The sequence below is a fragment of the Alcaligenes sp. NLF5-7 genome, from assembly GCF_024266725.1.
GTDB lineage: Bacteria > Pseudomonadota > Gammaproteobacteria > Burkholderiales > Burkholderiaceae_B > Alcaligenes > Alcaligenes phenolicus.
In genome coordinates, this window is the sequence record NZ_CP100755.1 from 945,906 (window position 1) to 971,301 (window position 25,396).

At 56.5% G+C, this 25,396-nt stretch carries 26 protein-coding genes; 15 read left to right on the forward strand and 11 right to left on the reverse strand.

All coding sequences use genetic code 11. From position 1 onward, the window contains the following. Nucleotides 1-8 precede the first annotated feature (8 nt). The 3 genes from tviB to MID00_RS04455 form a co-directional block, all read right to left on the reverse strand. Nucleotides 9-1,283 (reverse strand): Vi polysaccharide biosynthesis UDP-N-acetylglucosamine C-6 dehydrogenase TviB, encoded by a 1,275-nt coding sequence (tviB, locus tag MID00_RS04445; protein ID WP_026485039.1) that lies wholly within the window; start codon nucleotides 1,281-1,283, stop codon nucleotides 9-11. A gap of 55 nt (nucleotides 1,284-1,338) precedes the next feature. After that, nucleotides 1,339-2,463 carry a glycosyltransferase gene (locus tag MID00_RS04450; protein ID WP_009461102.1) on the reverse strand — a complete coding sequence of 375 codons (1,125 nt, stop codon included), beginning with the start codon at nucleotides 2,461-2,463 and terminating at the stop codon, nucleotides 1,339-1,341. A 198-nt stretch (nucleotides 2,464-2,661) separates the two neighbouring features. Further along, on the reverse strand, nucleotides 2,662-3,618 hold the full coding sequence (locus MID00_RS04455) for a LysR family transcriptional regulator (RefSeq protein ID WP_009461103.1): 957 nt from the start codon (nucleotides 3,616-3,618) through the stop codon (nucleotides 2,662-2,664). A 289-nt stretch (nucleotides 3,619-3,907) separates the two neighbouring features. Between MID00_RS04455 and uraD the strand changes: the two genes are divergently transcribed. The 6 genes from uraD (at nucleotide 3,908) to MID00_RS04485 (ending at nucleotide 9,026) form a co-directional block, all read left to right on the forward strand. After that, nucleotides 3,908-4,438, forward strand: a complete 531-nt coding sequence (gene uraD, locus MID00_RS04460) for a 2-oxo-4-hydroxy-4-carboxy-5-ureidoimidazoline decarboxylase (protein WP_009461104.1) — start codon at nucleotides 3,908-3,910, stop codon at nucleotides 4,436-4,438. Nucleotides 4,439-4,583: 145 nt separating this feature from the next. Beyond that, a complete protein-coding gene (locus tag MID00_RS04465) occupies nucleotides 4,584-5,096 on the forward strand; it encodes an ureidoglycolate lyase (protein ID WP_009461105.1) in 513 nt (170 codons plus the stop codon). Next, nucleotides 5,093-5,884 (forward strand): class II aldolase/adducin family protein, encoded by a 792-nt coding sequence (locus MID00_RS04470; protein WP_022983252.1) that lies wholly within the window; start codon nucleotides 5,093-5,095, stop codon nucleotides 5,882-5,884. Before MID00_RS04465 ends, MID00_RS04470 begins: the two co-directional genes overlap by 4 nt. 27 nt (nucleotides 5,885-5,911) lie before the next feature. Beyond that, a complete protein-coding gene (locus MID00_RS04475) occupies nucleotides 5,912-6,097 on the forward strand; it encodes a 4-oxalocrotonate tautomerase (RefSeq protein WP_009461108.1) in 186 nt (61 codons plus the stop codon). Between the two features lie 373 nt (nucleotides 6,098-6,470). Continuing rightward, complete coding sequence (locus MID00_RS04480) at nucleotides 6,471-7,955, forward strand: nucleobase:cation symporter-2 family protein (RefSeq protein WP_083054174.1); 1,485 nt, start codon at nucleotides 6,471-6,473, stop codon at nucleotides 7,953-7,955. Between the two features lie 195 nt (nucleotides 7,956-8,150). Beyond that, a complete protein-coding gene (locus MID00_RS04485) occupies nucleotides 8,151-9,026 on the forward strand; it encodes an outer membrane protein OmpK (protein ID WP_009461111.1) in 876 nt (291 codons plus the stop codon). Between the two features lie 61 nt (nucleotides 9,027-9,087). Here the strand turns inward: MID00_RS04485 and MID00_RS04490 are convergent, their stop codons facing one another. Then, entirely contained in the window at nucleotides 9,088-10,005 is a 918-nt protein-coding gene (locus MID00_RS04490; RefSeq protein ID WP_026485032.1) for a LysR family transcriptional regulator, read from the reverse strand. Between the two features lie 110 nt (nucleotides 10,006-10,115). Between MID00_RS04490 and gcl the strand changes: the two genes are divergently transcribed. From gcl to pyk, 6 genes are all read left to right on the forward strand, one after another. Continuing rightward, a complete protein-coding gene (gene gcl / locus MID00_RS04495) occupies nucleotides 10,116-11,891 on the forward strand; it encodes a glyoxylate carboligase (protein ID WP_035271252.1) in 1,776 nt (591 codons plus the stop codon). Nucleotides 11,892-11,919: 28 nt separating this feature from the next. Continuing rightward, nucleotides 11,920-12,708, forward strand: a complete 789-nt coding sequence (gene hyi, locus MID00_RS04500) for a hydroxypyruvate isomerase (protein ID WP_026485030.1) — start codon at nucleotides 11,920-11,922, stop codon at nucleotides 12,706-12,708. Between the two features lie 39 nt (nucleotides 12,709-12,747). Then, nucleotides 12,748-13,632 carry a 2-hydroxy-3-oxopropionate reductase gene (locus MID00_RS04505; RefSeq protein ID WP_254499765.1) on the forward strand — a complete coding sequence of 295 codons (885 nt, stop codon included), beginning with the start codon at nucleotides 12,748-12,750 and terminating at the stop codon, nucleotides 13,630-13,632. A 221-nt stretch (nucleotides 13,633-13,853) separates the two neighbouring features. Further along, nucleotides 13,854-15,131: a glycerate kinase gene (locus MID00_RS04510; RefSeq protein WP_035271254.1), complete on the forward strand. Its 1,278-nt coding sequence runs from the start codon at nucleotides 13,854-13,856 to the stop codon at nucleotides 15,129-15,131. A 22-nt stretch (nucleotides 15,132-15,153) separates the two neighbouring features. Beyond that, nucleotides 15,154-15,552, forward strand: coding sequence for a heme-binding protein (locus tag MID00_RS04515; protein ID WP_009461115.1), 399 nt, complete (start codon nucleotides 15,154-15,156; stop codon nucleotides 15,550-15,552). Between the two features lie 29 nt (nucleotides 15,553-15,581). Next, nucleotides 15,582-17,003: a pyruvate kinase gene (gene pyk, locus MID00_RS04520; RefSeq protein WP_254499766.1), complete on the forward strand. Its 1,422-nt coding sequence runs from the start codon at nucleotides 15,582-15,584 to the stop codon at nucleotides 17,001-17,003. A 617-nt stretch (nucleotides 17,004-17,620) separates the two neighbouring features. Here pyk and coq7 read toward each other — a convergent pair. Genes coq7 through MID00_RS04550 form a run of 6 tightly spaced genes read right to left on the reverse strand, consistent with a single transcriptional unit; the run spans nucleotide 17,621 to nucleotide 22,509 of the window. After that, nucleotides 17,621-18,289: a 2-polyprenyl-3-methyl-6-methoxy-1,4-benzoquinone monooxygenase gene (gene coq7, locus MID00_RS04525; protein ID WP_009461117.1), complete on the reverse strand. Its 669-nt coding sequence runs from the start codon at nucleotides 18,287-18,289 to the stop codon at nucleotides 17,621-17,623. A 31-nt stretch (nucleotides 18,290-18,320) separates the two neighbouring features. Continuing rightward, the gene (locus MID00_RS04530) at nucleotides 18,321-18,956 is read right to left on the reverse strand and encodes a hypothetical protein (RefSeq protein ID WP_254499767.1); all 636 of its coding nucleotides are present in this window, start codon (nucleotides 18,954-18,956) and stop codon (nucleotides 18,321-18,323) included. Next, nucleotides 18,956-19,591, reverse strand: a complete 636-nt coding sequence (locus MID00_RS04535; RefSeq protein ID WP_009461119.1) for an SCO family protein — start codon at nucleotides 19,589-19,591, stop codon at nucleotides 18,956-18,958. The genes MID00_RS04530 and MID00_RS04535 overlap by 1 nt, the downstream gene beginning before the upstream one ends. 21 nt (nucleotides 19,592-19,612) lie before the next feature. Then, nucleotides 19,613-20,200 carry a cytochrome c gene (locus MID00_RS04540; RefSeq protein ID WP_009461120.1) on the reverse strand — a complete coding sequence of 196 codons (588 nt, stop codon included), beginning with the start codon at nucleotides 20,198-20,200 and terminating at the stop codon, nucleotides 19,613-19,615. Between the two features lie 55 nt (nucleotides 20,201-20,255). Next, nucleotides 20,256-20,846 (reverse strand): cbb3-type cytochrome c oxidase subunit II, encoded by a 591-nt coding sequence (locus tag MID00_RS04545; RefSeq protein ID WP_009461121.1) that lies wholly within the window; start codon nucleotides 20,844-20,846, stop codon nucleotides 20,256-20,258. Between the two features lie 7 nt (nucleotides 20,847-20,853). Beyond that, complete coding sequence (locus MID00_RS04550; protein WP_031232725.1) at nucleotides 20,854-22,509, reverse strand: cbb3-type cytochrome c oxidase subunit I; 1,656 nt, start codon at nucleotides 22,507-22,509, stop codon at nucleotides 20,854-20,856. 593 nt (nucleotides 22,510-23,102) lie between these two features. Here MID00_RS04550 and MID00_RS04555 point away from each other — a divergent pair. Genes MID00_RS04555 through MID00_RS04565 form a run of 3 tightly spaced genes read left to right on the forward strand, consistent with a single transcriptional unit; the run spans nucleotide 23,103 to nucleotide 24,824 of the window. Beyond that, a complete protein-coding gene (locus tag MID00_RS04555) occupies nucleotides 23,103-23,525 on the forward strand; it encodes an OsmC family protein (protein WP_009461122.1) in 423 nt (140 codons plus the stop codon). Between the two features lie 7 nt (nucleotides 23,526-23,532). Further along, entirely contained in the window at nucleotides 23,533-24,333 is an 801-nt protein-coding gene (locus tag MID00_RS04560) for a thymidylate synthase (protein WP_009461123.1), read from the forward strand. Further along, the gene (locus MID00_RS04565) at nucleotides 24,330-24,824 is read left to right on the forward strand and encodes a dihydrofolate reductase (protein WP_009461124.1); all 495 of its coding nucleotides are present in this window, start codon (nucleotides 24,330-24,332) and stop codon (nucleotides 24,822-24,824) included. Before MID00_RS04560 ends, MID00_RS04565 begins: the two co-directional genes overlap by 4 nt. A gap of 171 nt (nucleotides 24,825-24,995) precedes the next feature. Here the strand turns inward: MID00_RS04565 and gcvH are convergent, their stop codons facing one another. Next, nucleotides 24,996-25,370, reverse strand: coding sequence for a glycine cleavage system protein GcvH (gene gcvH / locus MID00_RS04570; RefSeq protein ID WP_021446974.1), 375 nt, complete (start codon nucleotides 25,368-25,370; stop codon nucleotides 24,996-24,998). Between the last annotated feature and the right edge of the window lie 26 nt (nucleotides 25,371-25,396).

The following is a 25,396-nucleotide window of genomic DNA, read 5'->3' on the forward strand; positions in this document are numbered from 1 at the left end:
TTCCAAAATTAAAGACGCAGATCGGATTGTTCGCGATCAAACACATACTTCAAGTCGTAGAGCACATGCTCGGGCTTGCCCCATTGGCGCACACCTTCCACACCCAGTTCCTTGAACTGCTTGTGGGCTACAGCCACGATCACCCCGTCGTACTCACCCGCTTTAGGAGTCTCGACCGGAGTAATACCGTATTCATGTTGCGCTTCTTTAGGGTCAACCCATGGATCGTATACATCTACGTGAACATCGTATTGCTTGAGTTCATGCACGATATCGACAATACGGGTGTTACGCAGGTCCGGGCAGTTTTCTTTAAAGGCCAGACCCAGCAACAAGACGCGCGAACCTTGCACCTGAATGCGGCGCTTGGTCATGGCTTTAACCAGTTGGGAGGCCACATAGCCGCCCATGGAGTCGTTCAGACGGCGGCCAGCCAGAATGATCTCGGGGTGGTAGCCAATGGCTTGCGCCTTGTGGGTCAGGTAGTACGGGTCCACGCCAATGCAGTGACCACCCACCAGACCAGGACGGAAAGGCAGGAAGTTCCACTTGGTGCCCGCCGCTTCCAGCACGTCCAGGGTATCGATGCCCAGACGGTTGAAGATCAGAGCCAATTCGTTGATCAGGGCGATATTCACGTCGCGCTGGGTGTTCTCAATCACCTTGGCCGCTTCTGCCACACGAATGGAGCTAGCCTTGAAGGTACCCACCACAATGATCTCGCGGTACAAGGCGTCGACCAATTCAGCGACTTCAGGGGTCGAGCCGGAAGTGACTTTCTTGATTGTGGAGACGCGGTGTTCCTTGTCGCCTGGATTGATACGCTCCGGACTGTACCCCGCGTAGAAATCTTCGTTAAAGCGCAGTCCCGACACTTGCTCCAGCACAGGCACACACACTTCTTCGGTCGCACCGGGGTAAACCGTGGACTCGTAAACCACGATGTCACCACGCTTGAGCACTTTACCGATGGTCTCGGAAGCGCGGACCAGAGGAGTCAGATCAGGCTGCTTGAATTCATCGATAGGCGTGGGCACCGTCACAATGAACACATTGGCCTGGGCCAGTTCATCGGCCTCGCAGGAGTAGCTCAAGCCACTGGCCTGGGCCAGTTCTTCGCTCTCGACCTCCAACGTGCGGTCTACCCCTTCCTTGAGTTCGGCGACACGACGCGCGTTAATGTCAAAACCAATAACGGAACGCTTTTTGCCAAACTCTACAGCCAAAGGCAAACCGACATATCCCAAGCCGATGACGGCCAGTTTCACATTCTCAAGTTGCAACTTCATTCTCCAGTTAGCGCTATGCGCAAGGAATAATCTCGAACGCCTGACAGTATCAGTCCCGATCTATCCGCCGCCGTACCGAGGGTAGCAGCAGCCAGGAAGGGCGACGCCACGAAACCAGACGGGAATAGAGCCAGATATAAACCAGTGAGAAGGCCAGCATGCTGGCACACAAAGCCCAAGTATTGTCCCACCAGATCGTGGCTGGTACCAAACCGATCAGGGCCAGTACCCACAGGTAAGGCGAGGTCATGGCATTACAAAACGCGGGCAAGGCTCCGCCACTGTCACGACTGAACGTGGAACGCACCAGACGACGGAACACCAGTTGATGCAGGTGCAGCGCGTCCGGCTGATCCACAGGCACACCGCGTTTGAAACGGCGACGCCAGATCGAAAACATGGTTTCAAAAACAGGGTAAAACAGCACGGCCAAGGCGTAAAACGGCGACACACTGGGGTTGCGCACCACCAGTTGCACAGCCAGTTCAGCCAGCATGAAGCCCAGGAAATATGCGCCCCCATCCCCCAGAAAGACCCGTCCAAAAGGAAAGTTCCATACCAGAAAGCCCAAGGTGGCCGAGGCCAGCGAGGCGGCAATCAGGAAAATCGGAATGTCCTGCACCTGCAAGGCCACCAGAGCCAGGGACAGCGCCATCAAGGTGGCGATCATGCCGGCCAGGCCATTCATACCGTCAATAATATTCAGGGCATGGGTACAGCCGCCTACCGCAATCATGGTAAAGAGCAGCGAAATGGGCCAGAAACCCAGAACCCAATCAGCCCAGCTCACCCCAACACGCGACACACCACCCAGCAACCACCAGGCAATCGCGGCCGACAGGAAAGCGGCCAGCAAGCGTTTCAGGGAACCTACGTCCTTGGTGATGTCCTCGACCAGGCCCGCCACAAATACCGGCATGGCAGCCAGAAACAAGACCGGCCACAGCCAGGTCAGTGTCATATTGCTGGGTCCAAGGACCAGCAAGCCAGCCAAACTGCCTGCCACCACGGCCAGACCACCCACACGCGGGGTAGGACGAGAATGGGACGCTTGGGGTTTACTAAGGTCGCTGTCCCCGGTCAGACGGCCATGCCAACGTTCGGAGGCCACGATCAGCCCGCCGACCATAAAAGCCACGACACAGATATACAACCAGGTAAGAGACTCCCCCATCTGAGGTAAAGACACCGCAAAACACCTGCTAGGTTAGGAACTACACATTATCAACCTGCCTTCCGGCTTGTGTCCGTGACCAGTCGCATTAAATGCAACAATTTCCGTCAAGTCCCGTATCACTTTCGTGTAGGCAGGAGTAGCTCGCTAATTTGCCCGAGCGCGAGCCCGAAAGCAAGTATTTTGCGGGATTGGGGCTCAGGAATCGGGTTGCGGCAACGGTTCTGTCGAGGCCAGCTGATTACCGCACTCGGTCAGGAGTCGCCGTAACCAGCGATGGCTGGGCGAATGCCGGTTACGTTCATGCCAGAGCTGATAAAAGCGCATGGGCGGAAACTCCAGCGGGGCCTCCAGAATCGCCAGGGGCAATAGTCGACAATAAAACTCGGCGAAATGACGCGAAGTCGTAAAAATCAGGTCTGTATTCTGTAGCAAATACGGTGCTGCCGAAAAGGACTGCACCGCCACGCTTTCATCACGCTGAATACGCAGAGTCGCCAAGGTCGTATCGATGACACCGCGCTGGTTGATGGAATACGGCATGGGCACCACATGGCGCGCCCGCACGTAATCATCCATGGTCAACCCCTTGCGAGCCAAGGGGTGCGTTGCCGCTACCAGGCAGACAATCTGATCTTCCAGCAGCACGGACAGGTGCATGCGATCGGGCGGTTCGGGCCAGTTCCCAATAACCATATCCAGGTCGCCTTCCGCCAAAGAACGCTCAAAATCAAAGCTGGCATCCAGAGAATGCAGATTCAAGCGTGCCCCCGGTGCCTCGCGACGCATGCGCTCGACCACTCCGCCAATAAAGACAGGCGCCAGATAATCTGGCGCTCCGATATGAAACTCACTGCGACTTACCTGAGGGTCGAAACTGTCGGGCGCATTAACCATACAGTCGATCTCGGCCAGGGCTCCTTTAGCGTGGGCCAGCAGGCCAATGGCGCGCTCGGTAGGCACCATGCCCCCTTTTTCGCGGACCAGCAAAGGATCGCCAATAATGTCACGCAAGCGTCGTAAGGCCGCACTGATAGCAGGCTGCGACTGGTTCATTTTGAACGCGGTACGCGAGACGCTGCGCTCGGTAACGAGTAAGCAAAATACCCTCAAGAGATAGGTATCAAGCGGGTTATCCCCACGTCGGGCGGCCATCTTATTCTCTCCTTCTTACGCTTTTTTCCAGCATGATAATGACATACATGCACAATACGAGATGGCATATATCATTTATACGCCTAATTCTATTTTATTTATAAACAGAAAACTTAAACTGGTCCCATATAAGAAAATCATAGCCCACAGGCGGTGGTTTATAAGGGTTTGAATAAATCAAACATACCGTGTAAACGCCCACCCACTACCCTTGATAAAACGGCCTCCAGGCCTGGTCCTGGAGCCGCCTCGGCTCGCACTATTTACGCTTAGATAATCGGACTGACACATGACTACTCAAACCCTTACCACCACACAGGCGCTCACCGAACTCTCCAGCCTGGATCAGAGCCAATTCGTGGAAAAGCTCGAAGGTATTTTTGAACATTCCCCCTGGGTCCCTGAGCGTAGCTGGAACCAGCGTCCCTTTGAAAGCGTGGATCAGTTGCACGCCTGCATGGTGCAAGTGGTCCAAGAAGCATCGCACGAAGAACAGAAGAACCTGATCTGTGCTCACCCCGAGCTGGCTGGTAAAGAAGCCGAGCAAGGGACCCTGACCACCGCATCGACAGGCGAACAACGTGGCGCCGGCCTGGATCAGTGTTCGGCCGAAGAGCTGGCCCGTCTGCGTGGCCTGAACGCCCAATACCGTGAGCGCTTCGGTTTTCCCTTCGTGATTGCCGTCAAGGGTTTGAGCCGTTACCAAATCATGGATACAGTAGAAGCTCGTCTGAACAACAGTGCTGAAACCGAGTTTCAAGCTTGTCTGACTGAAATCGGCAAGATTGCCCGTTTCCGTCTGGATGCGCTGCTGGGCTGATTTTGCTGCCTGCCGGGTCTTGTTGACCCATCCAGTTCACGGGGTAGCGCCAGCCTGCGGGCACGCTGCCCTTTGTTTCCTCTGACCCTTCGTGGCGCGGCTGCTTTCAGCCCCACGCGGGTCTGCCCTACCAAGGACCTCTGCCATGACAATCACATTGAAGTTGGAAACCCTGACAGCCGAAGCCTTCGCCCCCTTTGGTGATGTCATCGAGGCCTCCGACACGGTTCAGCACTTCACCATCAATGAAGGCAATACCGAGCGCTACCACGACCTGGCCAAGATCGAGCCGGGTGCAGACGGTCAGGCGATTGTGTCCATTTTCCGTGGTCAGCCACGCACCTTGCCCTTTACCGTGGAAATGATGGAACGCCACCCCAAAGGTAGCCAGGCCTTCATTCCGCAGTCCGGCCAACCGTATCTGGTGATTGTGGCCCCTGCTGGCCCGACTCCCAAGGCAAGCGATCTACGCCTGTTCCTGGCCCGTGGCGACCAGGGCGTGAACTACGCAACTGGCGTTTGGCACCACCCCTTGATGGCACTGAATCAAGTGGCCGACTTCATCGTGATTGACCGCAAAGGTCCCGGCGACAACTGCGATGTGATTCAGCTGGAAGAAAAAGCCATCATTGCTGAACTGGAAACCACAGCAGCGTGAGCCAGTCCTGTCCCATCACGCCGGACATAGCGGCCATTTACGCCCATCGTCCGGCCGATATTGATCCTGAGCACTGGCGCGCCCGTGTCAATCTGGCCGCCGCCTACCGGCTGGCGGCCCGCCAGGGCTGGGACGATATCATCTACACCCATATCTCCCTGCGCCTGCCCGGCCACGACGACACTTTCCTGATCAATCCCTTCGGTTTGCGCTTTGATGAAATCTGCGCTTCCAATCTGCTCTTGATTGATACCCAGGGCCAGGTTGTGGACGGCACAGGCCGTCGTGCCAACCCCAGCGGTTTTGCCATTCACGGAGCCGTTCACCGCGCCCGAGCGGATGCACACTGTGTCATCCACTTACATACAGATGCCTCGATTGCCGTCTCGGCTCTGTCCTGTGGACTGCTGCCTCTATCGCAACACGCCATGCGGTTCTGGCAGGATATTGGCTATCACGACTATGCCGGTCTGGCCTTCCCGCCCCAGGAGCAAGAGGCCCTGCTCAAGCAATTAGGCTCCTATCCCGCCCTGCTCTTGCGCAATCACGGTGCCCTGACCTGTGGCCGCACTGTTGCCGAAGCTTATGTCCTGATGGATGCCTTGGAGCGCGCCTGTCGCATTCAGCTCTCGGCCATGGCTGCCAGCCCGCAACTGCACCTGCCCCCGACGGATGTGCTGGATTTGACACATCGCCAGCTTTTACCCGGGGATGAGCCAGAGGGCTTGTTAGAATGGCCAGCCTTGCTGCGCAAGCTCTATCAGAGCGAGCCGGATTTTTGCCGCTAAGACCCTTTCCACCCCTACGGAGCTTTTATGCCTTCTATTAACGTACAACTATTCGACGGCCGTCCCGTGGAAATCAAGCGTGAGCTCGCCCAGGCCCTGACTAAAGAAGCCTGTCGCGTGCTTGGCTGTACCCCGGAGGCCGTCGATGTGGTCTTTACCGATGTCAAACGCGAGGACTGGGCCACGGCCGGCGTCCTGTGGTCGGACAAGTAAATCAGACCCATGAAAAAGCGGCCACAGGGCCGCTTTTTTTATATCTTTCAGCACCTTAACGGCTCTTCAAACGTAAATCAAACAGTAGTTTGGAGGCTATTAACATAGATTTTCAGGATGGACTAGGTGGGCAATACCCCTAGCGCTGAAAAATGCATGAAAAAAGCAGGAATCTGCTAGGGCGTGGCCTGAACACAGGCCCCATCTACAGGGCATATATCCTTTCCCCCCTGTCAGCATCAGCCTGCCATACGCTTTTACGTATTCTACTTATCAAGCCGTACTGCCTTCCAGTGATAGGGCCCATCCGATAACTTTATGCTTACGCGGCCCAGGCATCGGCTGCGCATAACGTATTAATAAGGAGACCCGGATGTCCGCCAACCCAGAAGTGTCCACACCTGCTGCTTGTGACGGTGTAGACGAACGCCTACCAACGGGGCGCCTGGCAACCCTTGGTTTGCAACACGTCATGGTGATGTACGCGGGCGCAGTTGCTGTCCCCCTGATCATTGGTGCGGCCTTGGGCCTGTCCAAGGAACAGATCGCATTCCTGATTAATGCCGACCTGCTGTGCTGTGGCCTGATCACCATCATCCAGGCTCGTGGCCTGGGTATGTTCGGCATCAAACTGCCCGTCATGATGGGCGTATCCTTTGCAGCGGTCAGCCCCATGATCGCCATTGGCCTGGATCCACAACTGGGCCTGCCCGGTATTTTTGGCGCCACCATCCTGGCCGGTATCTTCAGTATTCTGATTGCTCCGGTATTTAGCCGTCTGATGGGCCTGTTCCCCCCGGTCGTGACCGGCATCATCATTACCGTGATTGGCGTGACGCTGATGCGCGTGGGTCTGAACTGGATCGGCGGCGGCTCCCCTACTATTACTGACGCCGCCACCGGCCTGTCCATCCCCAACCCCGAATACGGCTCGCTGGAAAACCTGGGCATTGCCTTGATGGTGCTGACTGTGATCCTGCTGATCACCAAGTTTGCACGCGGTTTCCTGGCAAACGTGGCAGTGCTGATTGGCCTGCTGGTCGGTTTCTTTGTCTCTTTGGCCATGGGTCGCATCACCTTTGAAGGTCTGGATCAGACCAGCTGGTTTGCGGTGGTGACTCCATTCCACTTTGGCGTGCCTACTTTTAGCTGGGCCCTGCTGGGCGCAGCGGCAGTCCTGTCCCTGATCATGGTGGTGATCATGGTTGAGTCTCTGGGCATGTTCCTGGCATTGGGCTCCATCTGCGGCCGTCCTACCGACCGAGAAGCGCTGGTGCGCGGTCTGCGTACCGACGGTCTGGGTACCCTGGTGGGCGGCATCATGAACACCTTCCCGCACAGCTCGTTCTCGCAAAACGTGGGCCTGGTCAGCGTGACCGGCGTGCGCAGCCGCTGGGTATGTGTCATGGGTGGTGCCTTCCTGATCATGCTGGGCCTGTTCCCCAAAATGGCTTTCATTGTGGCCTCCATCCCCAACTACGTTCTGGGCGGTGCTGGCATTGTGATGTTCGGCATGGTGGCCGCTACCGGCATCAAGATCCTGATGTCGGCCAACCTGAACCGCAACCCTTACAACCCCTATATCGTGGCCATCAGCCTGGGCTTTGGCATGATTCCCCTGGTTGCCGAGCACCTGCTGGACAAGATGCCCCCTGCTCTGGCTCCCTTGCTGCATAGCGGAATCTTGCTGGCTGCCGTATCTGCCATCTTATTGAACCTGTTTTTCAACGGCATGGAAAAATACGCCGACCAAGGCCACACCGTTGAATCCACCGCTGCTACCCAGGCCCGCAAACAGGCCGCTGCTCAAAAAGCGACTGAAGACAGCGGCAATCACCTGGCCTCGCAAAACGGCTAAGCCCCTTTTTGAACAGCCGTCCTGCCTGAAATGGGCGGCTGTTCAAATTTCCGCAGTACCTTCATAAAAGTATCGACTGCCCATAATTAATCTAAGCAAGGTCAGTAACACCCACTCAAAGAAAACTAAGGCCGCAGGCCATAAGGGACATCAGATCCCAGGGACCTGCTTGTGCTCAAACAAAGAGGAGACACCATGAAAAAGCTACACCCTGCTCGCTGGGCATGCGCCCCGCTGGCCGCCGCCCTGCTGTCCAGCCCCGCCTTGGCAGCTGACTGGAGCGACACCTTTTTAGGCTACCGCTTCAGCACGCAGTACACCGAGCCGATGAACGATCGGACTATTCAGAAGCACATCCTGAGCCTGACACACGTCAACGGCTACAGCCTGGGCCAGAACTTCTTCAACCTGGATATCCTGCAGTCGGACCGCTACGATCCCTCCAACGGGAATGGCAGCAATGGCGCCACCGAGTTCTACGCCACCTATCGTCACCAGCTCTCCATGGGCAAGGTATTCGACAAGGATCTGAGCTTCGGCCCCGTAAAAGATGTGGCCATCACAGCGGGCTTTGACCTGAACACCAAAAACACCGCCTTTGCACCGCGCAAACGCCTGCTGGTACTGGGCCCAACCTTCAAATTCGATGTACCCCGAGGCTTTGTTGACCTGAGCCTGATGGTGGGTAAGGAGTGGAACCACTGCGGTCTGGGTGCTCCCGCCTGCCCGGACAGCCGCCGCTCTTTCGACACCCAGTTTTTAGCCAGCCTGAACTGGAATCTGCCCTTTGATGTGGGTTCAGTGCCTTTGAAGTTCCAGGGCTTTGCCAACTACGCCGGCCCCAAAGGTGATGACTACGCGGGCATCAGCACCAAGTCTGAAGTATTGGTCCGTACATCCCTGATGGCCGACGTGGGTAAAGTGGCCTTCGACAAGAAGAACACCTTGTGGGTGGGGATTGGCTACGAGTACTGGTACAACAAGTTCGGTAACCGCTACAAGGCAGACGGCAGCCTGAAACCCGGTATCAAAACCAGCGCTCCAACCGTACAGCTGGAATGGCATTTCTAAGTCGTACGCAGCAAAAAAACCGCTTTTCGAAGCGGTTTTTTCATTCCAAAGCGTAAAAATCCTAGAACTGCACCTCACCGTCCCAGTAACCCGGCGTGTTGTAGATGGCACGCAAATAATCAATAAAGCGCCGCACTTTGGCCGGCAGATAGCGCTGCTGCTGATACACCGCCTGAATGTCATAACTGGGAATCTCGAACTCGTTCAGCACCGTCACCAGCTCGCCCCGCTTGAGCTCTGGCTGAATTTCCCAGGTGGAGCGCCAACCTATCCCCCAGCCCTGCTTGACCCAGTTAAAAAGCAATTCACCGTCATTGCAATCCAGATCACCATCAACCCGTACCGCCAAAGGACGACCATCCCGCAAGAAGGTCCAACCGCGTTGCTGCCCACCCTGCAAATTGAACGCCAGGCAGTTATGACGAGCCAGATCTTCCGGTACGCGCGGCACCCCGTGACGCTCGAAATACTCGGGCGTACCACACACCACACGCCGGTTCGGATACAGACGTACCGCCACGTAGTTGGGGTCGGTGACCTCGCCAATGCGCAAGGCCATGTCATAACCTTCGCGCACCAGATCCACCACGCTGTCGGTGAAGTTGAAAGACAGCTTCAGCTCGGGGTAACGCTTCTTGAAGGACAAGGCATGCGGTGCCACATGACGGCGCCCAAAGGCAGCCGGAGCCGATACCACCAGGTGCCCGCGCACCACTTTACGCTGGGCGCTGATGCTGGCTTCAGCCTCTTCAAAGTCCTTCAGAATTTGTTTGCACTGCTCCAGAAACTGCTCGCCCAGATCAGTCAAAGTCAGCCCGCGCGTGGACCGGTGCATCAAACGCACCCCCAGTCTCTGCTCCAAGGCATCCAGGCGCCTACCCATCACCACCGGGGTAACGCCTTCGATCACGGACGCAGCCGCAAAACTGCCTTTTTCAGCGACCAGCGCAAAACTTCGAATTTCGGTATAACGGCTCATTCAATACTCCAAGTATCGATAGAAACAATCGTACCACCATTTCTAGGCAGGGCTATCACTCCTTATTATCGAGTTGTGAATTTCGTCAAACGATGATCTAGGAGATATCAATGGCTCGAATGAGAGCAGTGGACGCCGCCGCCGCGATTTTACGTAAAGAAGGCGTGAGCACCGTATTTGGCGTGCCTGGCGCCGCAATCAACCCCTTCTACTCCGCACTGCGTAAGGAAGGTGGCTTTGATCACATTCTCGCCCGCCACGTGGAAGGCGCTTCCCACATGGCCGAAGGTTTTACCCGTGCCAATCCCGGCAATATCGGCGTATGTATCGGTACTTCCGGCCCCGCTGGCACAGACATGATCACCGGCCTGTACTCCGCATCGGCTGACTCGATCCCAATTCTGTGCATTACCGGCCAGGCCCCTCGTGCCCGCCTGTACAAGGAAGACTTCCAGGCTGTGGACATTGAATCCATTGCCAAGCCCGTGACTAAGTGGGCCGTCACCGTGCGCGAACCCGATCTGATCCCGCGCGTGTTCCAGCAGGCTTTCCACATCATGCGCTCTGGCCGTCCTGGTCCTGTGCTGATCGATATGCCTATCGACGTGCAGATGGCCGAGATCGAATTTGATCTGGATACCTACTCCCCGCTGGAAGCCTACAAGCCTGCTGCCACCCGTGCCCAGGCTGAAAAAGCCATCGAACTGCTGAACGCTTCCGAGCGTCCGCTGATCGTATCCGGTGGCGGCGTCATCAACGCCAACGCATCCGAGCTGCTGCAGGAATTTGCCGAGCTGGTCAACGTACCCGTTATCCCGACTCTGATGGGCTGGGGTACTGTGGCCGACGATCACCCATTGATGGCTGGCATGGTTGGCCTGCAAACCTCGCACCGCTACGGCAACCAGACCTTGCTGGCATCGGACTTTGTATTCGGTATCGGTAACCGCTGGGCCAACCGCCACACCGGTTCCGTAGACGTCTACACCGAAGGCCGCAAGTTCGTGCACGTGGACATCGAGCCTACACAGATCGGCCGCGTATTTGGCCCTGATCTGGGCATTGCCTCGGACGCTGGCGCTGCATTGAAACTGTTCATTGAAGTCGCCAAGGAATACAAGGCTGCTGGCAAGCTGCGCGACCGCGCCGCCTGGGTAGCCGACTGCCAGAAGCGCAAGGCCACCTTGCAGCGCAAGACCAATTTCGACAACGTACCCCTGAAGCCTCAGCGCGTTTACGAAGAAATGAACCGCGCCTTTGGTCCTTCGACCACCTACGTCAGCACCATTGGTCTGTCGCAGATTGCTGCCGCCCAGTTCCTGCACGTGTACAAACCACGTCACTGGATCAACTGCGGTCAGGCAGGCCCATTGGGCTGGACCATTCCCGCCGCCCTGGGTGTGGTCGCCGCTGACCCAGGTCGTGAAGTGGTGGCCATTTCGGGCGACTACGACTTCCAGTTCATGATTGAAGAGCTGGCCGTAGGCGCACAATTCAAGCTGCCTTACCTGCACATTCTGGTCAACAACGCCTACCTGGGTCTGATCCGTCAGGCACAGCGCGGCTTCGAGATGGACTATTGTGTACAACTGGCCTTTGACAACATCAACGCCCCTGAAACCGAAGGTTATGGTGTGGATCACATCACCGTGGTGGAAGGTCTGGGTTGCAAGGCCATCCGCGTACACAAACCCGAAGACATCCAGCCCGCCATTGAACAGGCTCGCGCATGGATGAAAGAGTTCAGCGTGCCGGTTGTGATAGAACTGATCCTGGAGCGCGTCACCAACATTGCCATGGGTACCGAACTGCACAATGTGACGGAATTCGAGTCCCTGGCCGAAGCGGGTATTGACGCCCCCACCGCCATCTCGCTGATGGACTGATTGCTGATTTAAAAAACGGAGTAGCACTATGCCAAAATTTGCCGCCAACCTGACCATGCTGTTTAACGAGCACGACTTCCTGGATCGCTTCCAGGCAGCGGCCGAAGCTGGTTTCAAGGGAGTGGAGTACCTGTTCCCCTACGCCTACGACAAACAGCAGCTGGCTGACAAACTGCAACAACACGGTTTGACCCAAGTGTTGCACAACCTGCCTGCGGGCGACTGGGACGGCGGCGAGCGCGGCATTGCAATCCTGCCCGAGCGCGTGGGTGAATTCCAGGACGGCGTAGGCCGTGCCATTGAATACGCCACCGCGCTGGGCTGCAAGCAAGTCAACTGCCTGGCTGGCAAGCTGGCCGAAGGTGCAGACCGCGAACTGGCTCACAAGACCTTGGTCAGCAATCTGCAGTTTGCTGCCGCCAAGTTGAAAGACGCCGGCCTGCGCCTGCTGGTTGAACCCATCAATACCTTCGACATTCCAGGTTTCTACCTGAACCGTACCGAACAGGCCGCGGCGCTGTTGCAGGACGTGGGTTCGGACAATCTGTTCATCCAGTACGACGTCTACCACGCCCAGCGCATGGAAGGCGAGCTGGCTGCCACCATGAAAAAGCACCTGGACAAGATTGCACACATCCAGATCGCGGATAACCCAGGCCGCAACGAACCGGGCACAGGCGAGATCAACTACGCCTGGCTGTTCAAGTACATCGACAGCATTGGCTACCAGGGCTGGATCGGCGGCGAGTACAAGCCCGCCGGCGTGACCAAGGATGGCCTGGGCTGGATGACTGAACTGACTGAAGTCACTGCCTGATCGTCGAATACCTGCAGATAATTATTAGGAGATTACACAATGGCTAAAATCGGTTTTATTGGTTTGGGCATCATGGGCGCACCCATGGCCGTCAACCTGATCAAAGGTGGTCATGAGCTGTTTGCCTACACCCGTGGCGACTTCCCCAAAAGCGTGAAAGAAGCTGGCGCCACCGTTTGCGCCAACGGCACCGAAGTAACCCGTCAGGCTGACATCATCATCACGATGGTGCCCGACACCCCGCACGTGGAAGATGCGCTGTTTGGCGAAGACGGCATTGCCGCCGGTCTGACCGCTGGCAAGATCGTGGTGGACATGAGCTCCATCTCCCCCGTGGCCACGAAAGACTTTGCCGAGCGCATCGTCAAGCTGGGCTGCGAATACCTGGACGCTCCTGTGTCCGGTGGCGAAGTCGGTGCCAAGGCTGGCTCGCTGACCATCATGGTCGGCGGCAAGCAGGAGGCCTTCGACAAGGTCAAGCCCCTGTTTGAACTGATGGGCAAGAACATCACCCTGGTCGGCAGCTACGGCGACGGCCAGATCACCAAAGTGGCCAACCAGATCATCGTGGCCTTGACCATTGAAGCCGTGGGCGAAGCCCTGTTGCTGGCCTCCAAGGCCGGTGCCGATGCAGGCAAGGTTCGTGAAGCGCTGATGGGCGGTTTCGCAAACTCCCGTATTCTGGAAGTTCACGGTGAGCGCATGGTCAAGCGCACGTTTGATCCAGGCTTCCGCATCGAACTGCACCAGAAAGACTTGAACCTGGCCCTGACCACGGCACGTCAGCTGGGCGTGGCCCTGCCCAACACCGCAACGGCACAGGAACTGTTCAACACCTGCGCCGCCCACGGTGGCGCAGCACAAGACCACTCCGCCATGGTCCGTGCCCTGGAAATCATGGCCAACTACGAGATTGGTCAATAAGATCGGTTCAAGGATGCTCCTGTCCGGGCTGGTTTCTTCCATGCATCAAGCCACCACGGTCGGGGCATCCAGCAAGCGGGCTGCGGCCCGCTTTTTTTTACCGCCAAGCCCCCCAGACAGCACAATCTTTCTCGAAGGCTGCAAGTCAAAGCGGGGAGGTGAAGGCGTGTTGTAGCGCAGTAAGATGGTTTGTTGCCGTCACTCTGCATTAGGATTGACCCATGAAGATCGAGCCACAAGACTTACTCAGCAAAATGTTTCAAGCTGCCGTCAACGCGGCTCAGCCTGAACATTGCATCCCGCCTTATCTGCCCGATGCTCCCAAAGGCCGCACCATTGTGATCGGTGCTGGCAAAGCATCGGCAGCGATGGCCCAGGCACTGGAGCGTCACTGGGACAAAGGCCCCATCAGCGGTGTTGTCGTCACCCGCTATGGCTACGGCGTGCCTTGTGATCACATCAAGATTCTGGAGGCCTCTCACCCCGTGCCGGACCAGGCCGGTGAAGACGCGGCCCGCGAAATTTTGCGCACGGTCAGCGATCTGAACGAAGACGATCTGGTTATTTGCCTGATTTCCGGTGGCGGCTCGTCTCTGCTGCCTTTGGCCGGAGAAGGCATCACCCTGGCGGACAAGCAAGCCATCAACAAAGCGCTGCTCAAATCGGGCGCTTCAATTGGTGAGATGAACACGGTACGCCGCCACTTGTCTGCCATCAAAGGTGGCCGTCTGGCAGCGGCTTGTGCCCCCGCCCGCGTCCTGAACCTGCTGATTTCCGATGTTCCCGGCGACAAGCCCATGGACATCGCTTCTGGCCCCACGGTGGCAGATCCCACCACATGCGAGCAAGCGCTGGAAATCATTACCCGCTACGGCATCGAAATTCCTGCCGCAGCCCGCGCCCTGCTGGAGAGCGGCGATGGCGAAACCATCAAGCCTGACGATCCACGCCTGGCTCATGTCACCACCCATCTGGTCGCCACACCCCAACTGGCCCTGCTGGCTGCAGCTCGTGTCGCTGAAGCCCGTGGGGTGCGTCCCGTCTTGCTGGGCGACAGCATTGAAGGCGAAGCGCGCGATGTAGGCAAAGTCATGGCTGGTATTGCCCTGAGCGTTTCCCAGCATGGCCAGCCTGCCCAGGCCCCCTGCGTGCTGCTCTCGGGCGGAGAAACCACCGTGACCTTGCGCGGCCAGGGCCGTGGCGGTCGCAATGTGGAGTTTCTGTTGTCCACCGCCATTGCCTTGAACGGGGCACCCGGTATCTACGGTTTGGCCGGCGATACCGACGGTGTGGATGGCCAGGAAGAAATTGCCGGAGCCTTCTGCGGTCCGGACACTTTGGAGCGTGCCTGGCAACAAGGTATACGCCCAAGGGCCAGTCTGGACAATAATGATGGTCATGGCTTCTTTGAAGCCTTGGATGACGCTTTGGTTACGGGCCCTACCCTGACCAACGTCAACGATTTCCGTGCAATTCTGGTTTTAACCCCTAGCGATTAACGCTTTTCTTAAAGGACTGGACATGAGAGACACGAAAGTACTGACCCTGGCCGATGTTAAAAAAATTGCTGCTGCTGCCGAGCAAGAAGCGCTGAAGAACAACTGGGCTGTCAGCATCGCCATTTGCGATGCAGGCGGTCACGCGCTCTGGATGCAACGTATGGACGGCGCTCCCTTGATGAGCGCGCAGGTTGCTCCCGCCAAGGCACACACATGCGTGCTGGGCGGTGGCAAGCCCAGCAAGGTTTTTGAAGACATGGTCAACAATGGTCGCTTTGCCGCTCTGTCCATGCCCATCACGCCACTGGAAGGCGGCGAGCCGATTGTGGTGGACGGTCAAGTCATTGGTGCAGTCGGCGTGTCCGGCGTAAAGGCACCTGAAGACGCTCAGATCGCCCGCGCCGGTATCGCTGCTCTTTGAGCTATCGATCCCCCTAAGGACAACAACCCATGAAACGTCAACGTCATTCCCGCATTCTGGCTACCCTGGGTCCTGCCAGTTCTACGCCAGAACGCATTCGTGAACTGTTCGAGGCCGGCGCTGATGTGTTCCGCCTGAACTTCAGCCACGGCACACATGAAGACCATGCCGCGCGCTATCACACCATTCGTCAGATTGAACAGGAAACCGGTCGCAGTATCGGTATTCTGATGGACCTGCAAGGGCCCAAGCTGCGCGTTGGCAAAATGCAAGATGGCCGCGTGACATTGGAAACCGGCCAGAAATTCCGTCTGGATCTGGACCCCACTGAGGGGACCAGCCAGCGTGCCTACCTGCCTCACCCCGAAATCTTCGCTGCACTGGAAGATGGGACAGACCTGCTGCTCGATGACGGCAAGCTGCGTCTGCGTGTGGACAGCTTCGGTCCGGATTTTGCAGAAACCACGGTCATGGTCGGCGGCCCGCTGTCCGACCGCAAGGGCGTGAACGTACCCGGCGTGGTGCTGCCTATCTCGCCCTTGACCGAAAAAGACCTGATCGATCTGAAGTTTGGACTGGAATTGGGCGTGGATTGGGTTGCGCTGTCCTTTGTGCAACGTCCTGGCGACATCCGTGAAGCCCGCGAGCTGATCGGCGACAAGGCCTGGATCATGGCCAAGCTGGAAAAACCACAAGCGCTGGAACACCTGGAAGAAATTGTCCAGCTGTGTGATGGCGTGATGGTGGCACGTGGCGACCTGGGCGTGGAAGTCCCACCCCAGCGCGTGCCTGTGTTGCAGCGTCAAATCGTGCGTACTGCCCGTGCGGCAGGCCGTCCGGTGGTCGTCGCTACACAGATGCTGGAATCCATGATTACCTCGCCGGTGCCTACACGTGCTGAAGCTTCCGACGTGGCTACCGCCATCTATTCGGGTGCTGATGCCGTCATGCTGTCCGCCGAATCGGCCTCCGGCCAGTTTCCACTGGAAGCGGTGTCCATCATGGATAGCATCATCAAGGAAATCGAAAACGATCCTAGCTGGCGCACCATTCTGGAAGCCAACCACAGCACCGCTGAAGCCAGCACCGCAGACGCGATCTGCTGCGCCCTGCGTCGCGTGGCCAGCATTCTGGAACCGGCAACGAACGTGGCCTACACCACGACTGGCTTTAGCGCCTTGCGTGCCAGCCGTGAACGGCCCATCGCCCCTATCCTGGCACTGACACCCCGTGTGGAAACCGCACGCCGTCTGGCCTTGGCCTGGGGTGTCCATGCCGTGCCTTGCGAGGACGTCAGCGATCTGGGCGAGATGATCGACCACGCTACCGATATGGCAGCGCAACATGAGTTCGCCCAGGCGGGCGACACCATCGTGATGATTGCCGGTGTTCCTTTTGGCACCAGCGGTCGCACCAACCTGCTGCATGTGGCCACGGTTCCACAGAAGTAAGTTCGCTCAACCTTGGCGATAAAAAAAGCCTTGTCCATCCACAATGATGGGCAAGGCTTTTCCTATTCAGACTGTGCAGTATTTTTTTTCATGTGAAGCCAAAACAGCGACGGCGAGCCGCACGGGCATCAACAAGGCCAGAAGCCCCGTAAATGCTGGCCCTTCAAGACAGGACACTCACAAACAAAAGATACGAGCAAAAAAAAACCCGAGATCTAGAGATCTCGGGCAAATCCACCAAAGGAGGAGGGTGGAGGAGACAATCGTGGCAAGTTGGGCTACCAGATAAAGTATCGAGCCAGAAAGCTAAGGGTTATTACGCTTGTGCTTTTGCTTATTTCCCGCTTTCTTTTCAACATCCAATAACTAAAGTCTACCCACAAAAATGGTGCAATGCAAGATAAATGCTGTGGAAAACCCTTAGATGCCTATCTTGTCGCTTTAATGCATCAATTTCCTAGCGCAAATCTCATTCCAGGTATCTAGTCGTTAACCCTAAGCCACCAAACAAGCTCCAAACCTACAAAGAAAAACGGGTCAATTACTGACCCGTTTTGCTACTTGCATCCATGAAGGCTCGGCACTCATCAATAAGTGATTTGGCCCAGAGCTCCCTTTTACAGGCGATAAGCCGTCGTCGTCATGACTTTGGACATCATGCGCATCAAGGTTTTGACAGGTGGAGGCAAACCCACAGCCCCATGATTCTCGGCGGTACGACGATGCTCAATCTCGTCATCGCGCATTTTTTCTACGATCCGACGCGAGCGATTGTCTGTAGCAGGCAAGGACTCCAGATGGCTTTCCAGATGCTCTTCAACCTGGCGCTCTGTCTCGGCCATAAAACCAAGGTTATACGGCACCCCTGCCCGGCTGGCGAGCAAACCCAGCGCGAAGGAACCGGCATACCACAAGGGGTTGAACACGCTAGGGCGGCTATCCAGCTCGCGCAAACGGTCATCGCACCAGGACAGATGGTCCACCTCTTCCTGGGCAGCTTGCAGCAGTACCTCGGTAGCCTGGGGATCCTTGCACAGCATGGCCTGGCTGCGGTACAAGGCTTGGGCGCAAATCTCGCCCACATGGTTCACACGCATCAAGCCGGCAGCATGGCGGGCTTCGTCAGCCGTGATCTCGGACACTTCCTTGCCAGCGGGATTCGGGCGCGACGCGCGTGCCGAACGTCCCAATACTTCCAGGGCCCGATTCGTCTCGCTCAGAATCTGGTCAAAAAAGCTGTTGCGTCGGTACAGACGGGTATCGCTGTTGGAAACGGTATGGCTCATGAGGACACCTGCAAAACAAAATGGATGGGTATTATTGCCGCAAAAAGGCGATCACTGCCTTGCTCTCAGACAAGAGCCAAAGCAATGGCAGCACACAAGCCATGATAACCAGGCCTATGCCGGCAATCTCTTGGTCAGACTGTAGATAGAAATTACAGAGCCGAACCGGATTGTCGTAATACAGCAGACCAACAATAGCCATCATCCAACTGAAATTACCAAAGAAAAACAGACGAAACACCAGATGGGCGCGGCGCCAGGACTCCATGAACAACATGCCCATCAAGACCAGGCCGATATATTTGGCAGTGGCCATGGGAGGCGATACCAGCACATCGTCCAGTGCTTTGGGAACCATCCAGTAAGCCGCCGCAAAGCTGACCATGATCAAACCGGGCAAACCATATTCATTCAGGGCGTAATACGGGCGCAGCAAGGACTGCATGGCAGCCGAACGGCCAACCCCCTGGTAGCGCAAGGCCAGTTGCAAGCTAATGCCCGACAGGACCAACAAGGGAATATGCACCAGCATATGCAGACTCATGGAGGCGGTCAGAGGGCGATCCCAGAAGACTGCGGCAGCAAACAGCAAAGCTGCCACCAATGCCAGGGCACTACCAAAATAAGGACGTACTTTAGGGGATTCGACGACACGTTTTAAGGACATTACATCGCTCCCTTCTTGTCCAGATCCTCGAGGGCGCGCTTGGCATACGCCAGGGCCAACATAGGCTCACCGTAATCCACGATACGACCCAGGCGCGGCTCGGCACTGACAACGTGATAGGCTGCGTTGTGCTCGTACTCATCGAAAGGGGCGGGAATAACGACGATACCAAAATCATCCAGCACACGTTGACGCTGCTCGCCAGGCATCATGGTGACAAATTGCCAGACGTCCGGGTTGGCCTTCATGGTTTTGCTATAGCGGCGCAGGTGATCGGGTGAATCGGTGGGATCAAAACTGATGCTCAGCAAGCGGATACGGTCCTGCAGGCCCTCGTCCACAATCGCTTTTTGCAGTTGCTGATACTCCGAGCCCATCGCCAGACATAGCGTGACACAGCGGGTATAGATGAAATTGACGATGGTAATACGACCATCGTTTTGCAGCAGAGAGCTTAGCTGGGTACTGCCCCCGGCAGGGAGCAGTACTTCGACATCGGAGATCAAACGCGGCGAGGCGGCAACATCATTGCGACGGGCCGTCTCGGCTGTCAGGGCGGAGAACCCTTGCGTCAAATGGGCCAGTGCCCCAATACCCAGGGCGAAGACCAGGAGAATACTTATAAATAGTCTCATCGCTGGCCCATCATTTCAGTCTTACTCTTCCATGGGAGCCAGATCAGCGTCCCCATTCCAAGGATCGGTTTTATCAGCGGTTTTTTCACGTTCGGCTTTGACAAAGGCCACGTCCACAGGATCGGCGCTATTGCCACCCAATTCTGTACGCAGGTAATTAACAACGGCCGTCATTTCCTCGTCATTGAACTTCTCGCGGAACTCGGGCATCGCACCATTGTACTTATTACCCTTGACCGTGATCTCACCCGTAATACCGTGCAGCATGATCTGGACCAAAACTTCAGGCTTGCGCAGTACCCATTCGGAACCCACCAGCGGAGGGAACACGCCTGGAACACCGGCACCCGTTGCCTGGTGACAGGCGGCACATTGGGCTACGAACAGCTGCTGACCATCTACCGCGCCTTCTGGCAATTCGAAGTCGGCAACGATACGGTTGTCGCCCACGGTTGCGTCATGGCTCAGGTCACTGCTGAAAATATAGTAGATGCCCCACAGGAACAGACCTGCAATGATCAGCAGAACCACCCAAGGGATCGGTGCTGCGTTTTCTTCCGGATCGGAATGCTCACGCAGCTGTGCTTCATATTTACGATTGTCGCTCATTCTAATTCTCCGAGGCGCCCCGCCTTGCGGGGCGCGCTAGCTCAGCAATGCCTGTTTATTTGATAACGCTGGCTGGCGATACGGGATACGTACGATCCAGCGCCAACAGGTATTCAACCAGGTCCAGGGCCTCTTGCTTGGCCACAACCACCTTGCCTTCCGGTGCGAAATCACCTGGCAAGTTGACAACCTTGTCGCCTTCCTCTGCCTTGTCCTTGAGCTCGAACATGAAGGGGTAAGAAGGCATATTGCTGCCAGGGGTATAAGCACGAGGCTGATACAAGTGACCCAGGTGCCAGTCCACGCTAGGCTGACGAGCACCAATATTGAGCAGGTCAGGGCCGGTACGCATGGTGCCGAGCAGGTGAGGCGTGTCGTAGAAGTAGTCGCCTGCTACCGAGGCACGACCCCAGCCACGCTGGAAGTCAGGAGCCTGGTTCTGGCTACGTGGCTGCTGCGAGTGACAGTAGACACAGCCCATATCAATGTATTGCTGACGACCGCGCAGTTGCACTTCCGTGTAAGGCTTCAGGCCTGGAGAAGGCTCCACCCTTTTAACTTGCAGGTAAGGGACAACGACCAGAGCCGATGTGGCCAGGGCGAGCGTCACCATGGCGCCGCCCAATAGTTTGTATTCGCTTTCCATGACTAAATCATGCCTCCACTACATTGCGAGTTGCCGAGCGCTGGTGAAACAGGGCTGGACCAATACGACGGCTGCCATAGCGCAAAGCCATTGCCACAAAGTGGAAGGCAAACACAAGGTGACCCAGAGTCATCAAACCACCACCAATCGAGCGCGACTTCAGGTAAGGCATCGTGACAAACACCGATTCCATGAAGGCTTTGGCAGGATCAAGCATGGCCAGACCTTGCAGCCAACCGCCAATACTCAGACCAATAGCGTAGATGGAGAAACCAATCACAACCAGCCAGAAGTGCAGGGAGATCAGTTTGGGGTAAGGCCATTCCCAGGACATCACGCGTGGCATCACGTAGTAGATGGCACCGAACATCACGATGGTAAAGAAGCCGTACAAGCCGATATGGGCGTGGGCAACCGTGAAGTGCGTGAAGTGGGTAATCGTGTTGATGCTGCGCAGCGCTTCAAAAGAACCTTGAATGGAGCTGACGGTGTACATCATGCCGCCCAGCACGATAAAGCGCAGGGTAGGCGAGTGAATCAGGGTACGGAAGTGACCCTTCATGGTGTAGTGCTGGTTGATCGAGAAAGCCAGCACGGGGATGATCATCATCATGCTTTGGACGATGGACAGGGTAACCATCCACTGCGGCACAGGACCGCCAACCAGGTGGTGACCACCAACCTGACCGTAGAAAAATGCCAGACCCCAGAAACCCACCAGAGACAGGTTGTAGGAGCTGATAGGCTGACCGATGATCTTGGGCAGGAAGTAGTACACCGAAGCCAGAGCCATCGGGGTGTAGAACAGACCCAGCACGTTGTGGCCAAACCACCAGTTCATGGTTGCTTGTTCAACACCCACGTGCACGGCAGGCAGGTTACCGACCAGGAACAGGATGGGGAACCAGAACAGGGCTGCGCCCATGTACCACACCGACACATACAGGTGGTGAGCACGACGGTTTTGCAAGGTGAAGACCAAAGGCAAGGCTGCCAGAGCACCACCGATAACCATCAGGATATCAACCTGCCAAGGCATTTCCAGCCATTCCATACCGTCGGTGATACCCATCGCGATACATGTCAGGCCGATAGCCAGGCCAATGTTCCACAAGATCCCGCCCGTGATGGCATAACGCGCACCGATCAGGGGAGTCTTGAGCAAACGAGGCAGCATCCACATGGCAACGCCGAACGCGGCCATTGGAGCCCAGCCGTAAGCCACACCGTTCAGGTGCAACGTACGCATGCGACCAAAGGTCATCCAGGCGTGTTGCGTCAGAAATTCGGGATCGTGCAGCTTGATCGAGCTGATCAAGCCTGCCGTCGAGGCAAAGAGCAGCCAGAAGACCGAACAGGCCAGCAAAATGAAAGTGACCTTGGCGGAGGAGCGGTCGGCTTCCACGCGTTCTGCCAATTCAAGGCTCAGCGCCTGACGATCTTCAGCCGAAATTGCCTTGCGGCCCATTTCTTCTTGAAGTGCCTGACGTTGTTCAGGGGTGGCGGAGGGGTCATCTACCTGCCCGATTTCGCCTTTGGAGAAGATCTCTCGCGAAGCAGCGGGACTGTGGTCAAAGAAGTTACGGCGTAACGACCAGATGAAAACAAAGAGTCCTGTAACGGACAATATGAAAGCTAGTAGCAGTATTGAAACGGTATTCACAATGATCCAGGCCTGGTTAATGTGAAGCTGCCAAGCAGCTCGGCGGCACCTTGACGCGTCGCAGATCAAAAGAGCATGGACGCAAAAAATCTGCGACTGCCTAGGTCGCGAGAGCCGTCATGTTAAAACACCCGCTTGTGACGTCCGAATAAAGCCCCCATTGAAAGCAAGGTTTATTGAGACAGAACAAATACGAGCACGACATTTTTTGGTATACGGGCGACAGCCATTATAGGCGAGGGTAAACCCCTGTGACATATCTGTTTCAAAATGCCGTGTACCGCACAGCAGTTTATCCTAGGACAAACAACAAAACCAGTCTAAATCTTACAAAGAGCATGGTTCTGCTCTGATTTGTCCATATGGAATTTCTTATACGGGTGCCACATCCGCCACCATCAGATGCCCTGAGAAGTGACAAGGCTCACATCCGGGCTTCACATTTCAATTAGCAATAAAGCTGCAAAAATCCGCGTCAAATCACGCTAAACCTGGTTTCCATCCAGGCGCGACACAGCCCTCATCAAAAAGTACAATCACCGCTATCAATCTACTGACGAGTCTTGGCTCGCACTGCAAACAAAGGAATTCATATGGAATGCACAATCGACTGGGGCGGCAAAGACGGAATGTTGTTCGTTGCCCGTACAGGCAGTGGTCATGTGACGGCCATGGACGGTGCACCCGAAGGTGGCGGCAATAACCTGGCTCCACGCCCCATGGAAATGCTGCTGACCGGCGCCGGTGGCTGCGCAGCCTACGACGTGGTGCTGATCCTCAAGCGTGGTCGGCACGCCATTACCGGCTGCCAGGTCAAGCTGACCGCCGAACGCGCCGACACCGACCCCAAAGTCTTTACCAAGATTCACTTCACTTTTGTGGTCACTGGCAAGGATCTGCCCCAGGCCGCCGTTGAGCGTGCCGTACAACTGTCGCACGACAAGTACTGCTCCGCTTCGGCCATGCTGGGCAAAACAGCCGAGATCACCTATTCCGTCGACATTCAGCAAGCCTGAGGCCACCATGTCCCTGTATCCCTACGAAGACCTGCTGCGCCTGGTCTACACCCAAGGCACTCCCAAAGGGGACCGCACCGGCACCGGCACGAACTCGGTATTTGGTCACCAAATGCGCTTCGATCTGTCGCAGGGTTTCCCGCTGATCACCACCAAGAAACTGCATACCCGCAGCATCTTTATTGAGTTGCTGTGGTTTTTGCGTGGTGAGTCCAATGTGCGCTGGCTGCAAGAGCGCGGCGTATCCATCTGGGACGAATGGGCCGACAAGGACGGCAATCTGGGCCCGGTCTATGGTGTGCAATGGCGTTCCTGGCCCACTCCCGATGGCCGTCATATCGACCAGATCAGTCAGTTGGTGGAACAGATCCGCAAAAACCCCGACTCACGCCGCCTGATTGTTTCGGCCTGGAACGTAGCGGATGTGGGCCAGATGGCCCTGCCCCCATGCCACGCCCTGTTCCAGTTTTATGTGGCAGACGGCAAGCTGTCCTGCCAGCTCTACCAGCGCAGTGCCGATATTTTCCTGGGCGTGCCCTTCAATATCGCCAGCTACGCCTTGCTGACTCACATGATGGCGCAGCAATGTGATCTGGAAGTGGGTGATTTCATCTGGACTGGTGGTGACTGTCACCTGTACTCCAACCACTTCGAACAAGCAGAGCTACAGCTCTCGCGCGAGCCTCGCCCCTACCCCAAGCTGACGATCAAGCGCAAACCCGCCAGTCTGTTTGATTACGAGTACGAAGACTTCGAAATCACCGACTACGATCCTCATCCCCACATCAAGGCGCCGGTTGCCGTATGAGTTCCACTCCTTTCATTCGCCTGGTCGTTGCCTATGCGGCCAATCGCTGCATTGGCAAGGACAATGACCTGCCCTGGCGCCTGCCTTCCGATTTGCAGCACTTCAAACGCGTAACCATGGGTTTGCCCATCATCATGGGCCGTAAAACCTGGGAGTCTCTGGGCCGCCCCTTGCCCGGCCGCCCGAATCTGGTGATCAGCCGCAATGCGGTTTACCAGGCAGAAGGTGCGCAGGTATTCAGCAATCTGGAGGATGCCCTGGCAGCCTGCCCCGGCTTTGAAACCGCTTGTGTGATTGGTGGCGAACAGCTTTTCCGTCTGGCCTTGCCTGTGGCGCAAGAACTGATTGCGACCGAGATCAAGGCTGATGTGGACGGGGATACTTTCTTTCCGGAACTGCCCGCCGGGGAGTGGCAAGAAGTGGAGCGCCTGCCTCAGCCTGAGGAAAACGGTTTCACTTACGACTACGTGACGTACCGCCGCCGTAGTTAAGAAAACCGGCTACTTGGCCCAAGCTATCCGTCTCACTGCACGCTTAACCGCGTATGCTCGAAACCAAATAAAAAGCCTGAATCCGATGACACGGATTCAGGCCTTTTTTGCGATCAGTCCGCCAAAATCAGGCAAGACCAAGGCGTATTCCTGCTAACTCAATATCTGAACTTACTCAGCCACCGCGGCATAGGCAGGGCCATCCAGCAAACCTTGCAGATCAGCCGGATTGTCAGCCTTGAGCTTGAAAATCCAGGTATCAAATGGAGCTTCATTGATCAGATGCGGTGCATCGGACAAGGCCTGGTTGAACTCCACCAGCTCGCCCGCCACAGGCGCGTAAATGTCGGAGGCGGCCTTCACCGACTCCACCACACCCGCTGTAGCACCCGCAGCCAGACGCGTCCCTGGGGTGAAGTCACCCACAAACACCAGGTCGCCCAACTGATCTTGAGCAAAGTCGGTAATGCCAACCAGCACAACACCGTCTTCATCTTTGGCCCACTCGTGGCTTACTACGTACTTTCTATCTCCTGGCAGCTGCATATCGCCTCCCTGACTGACCAGCCAAC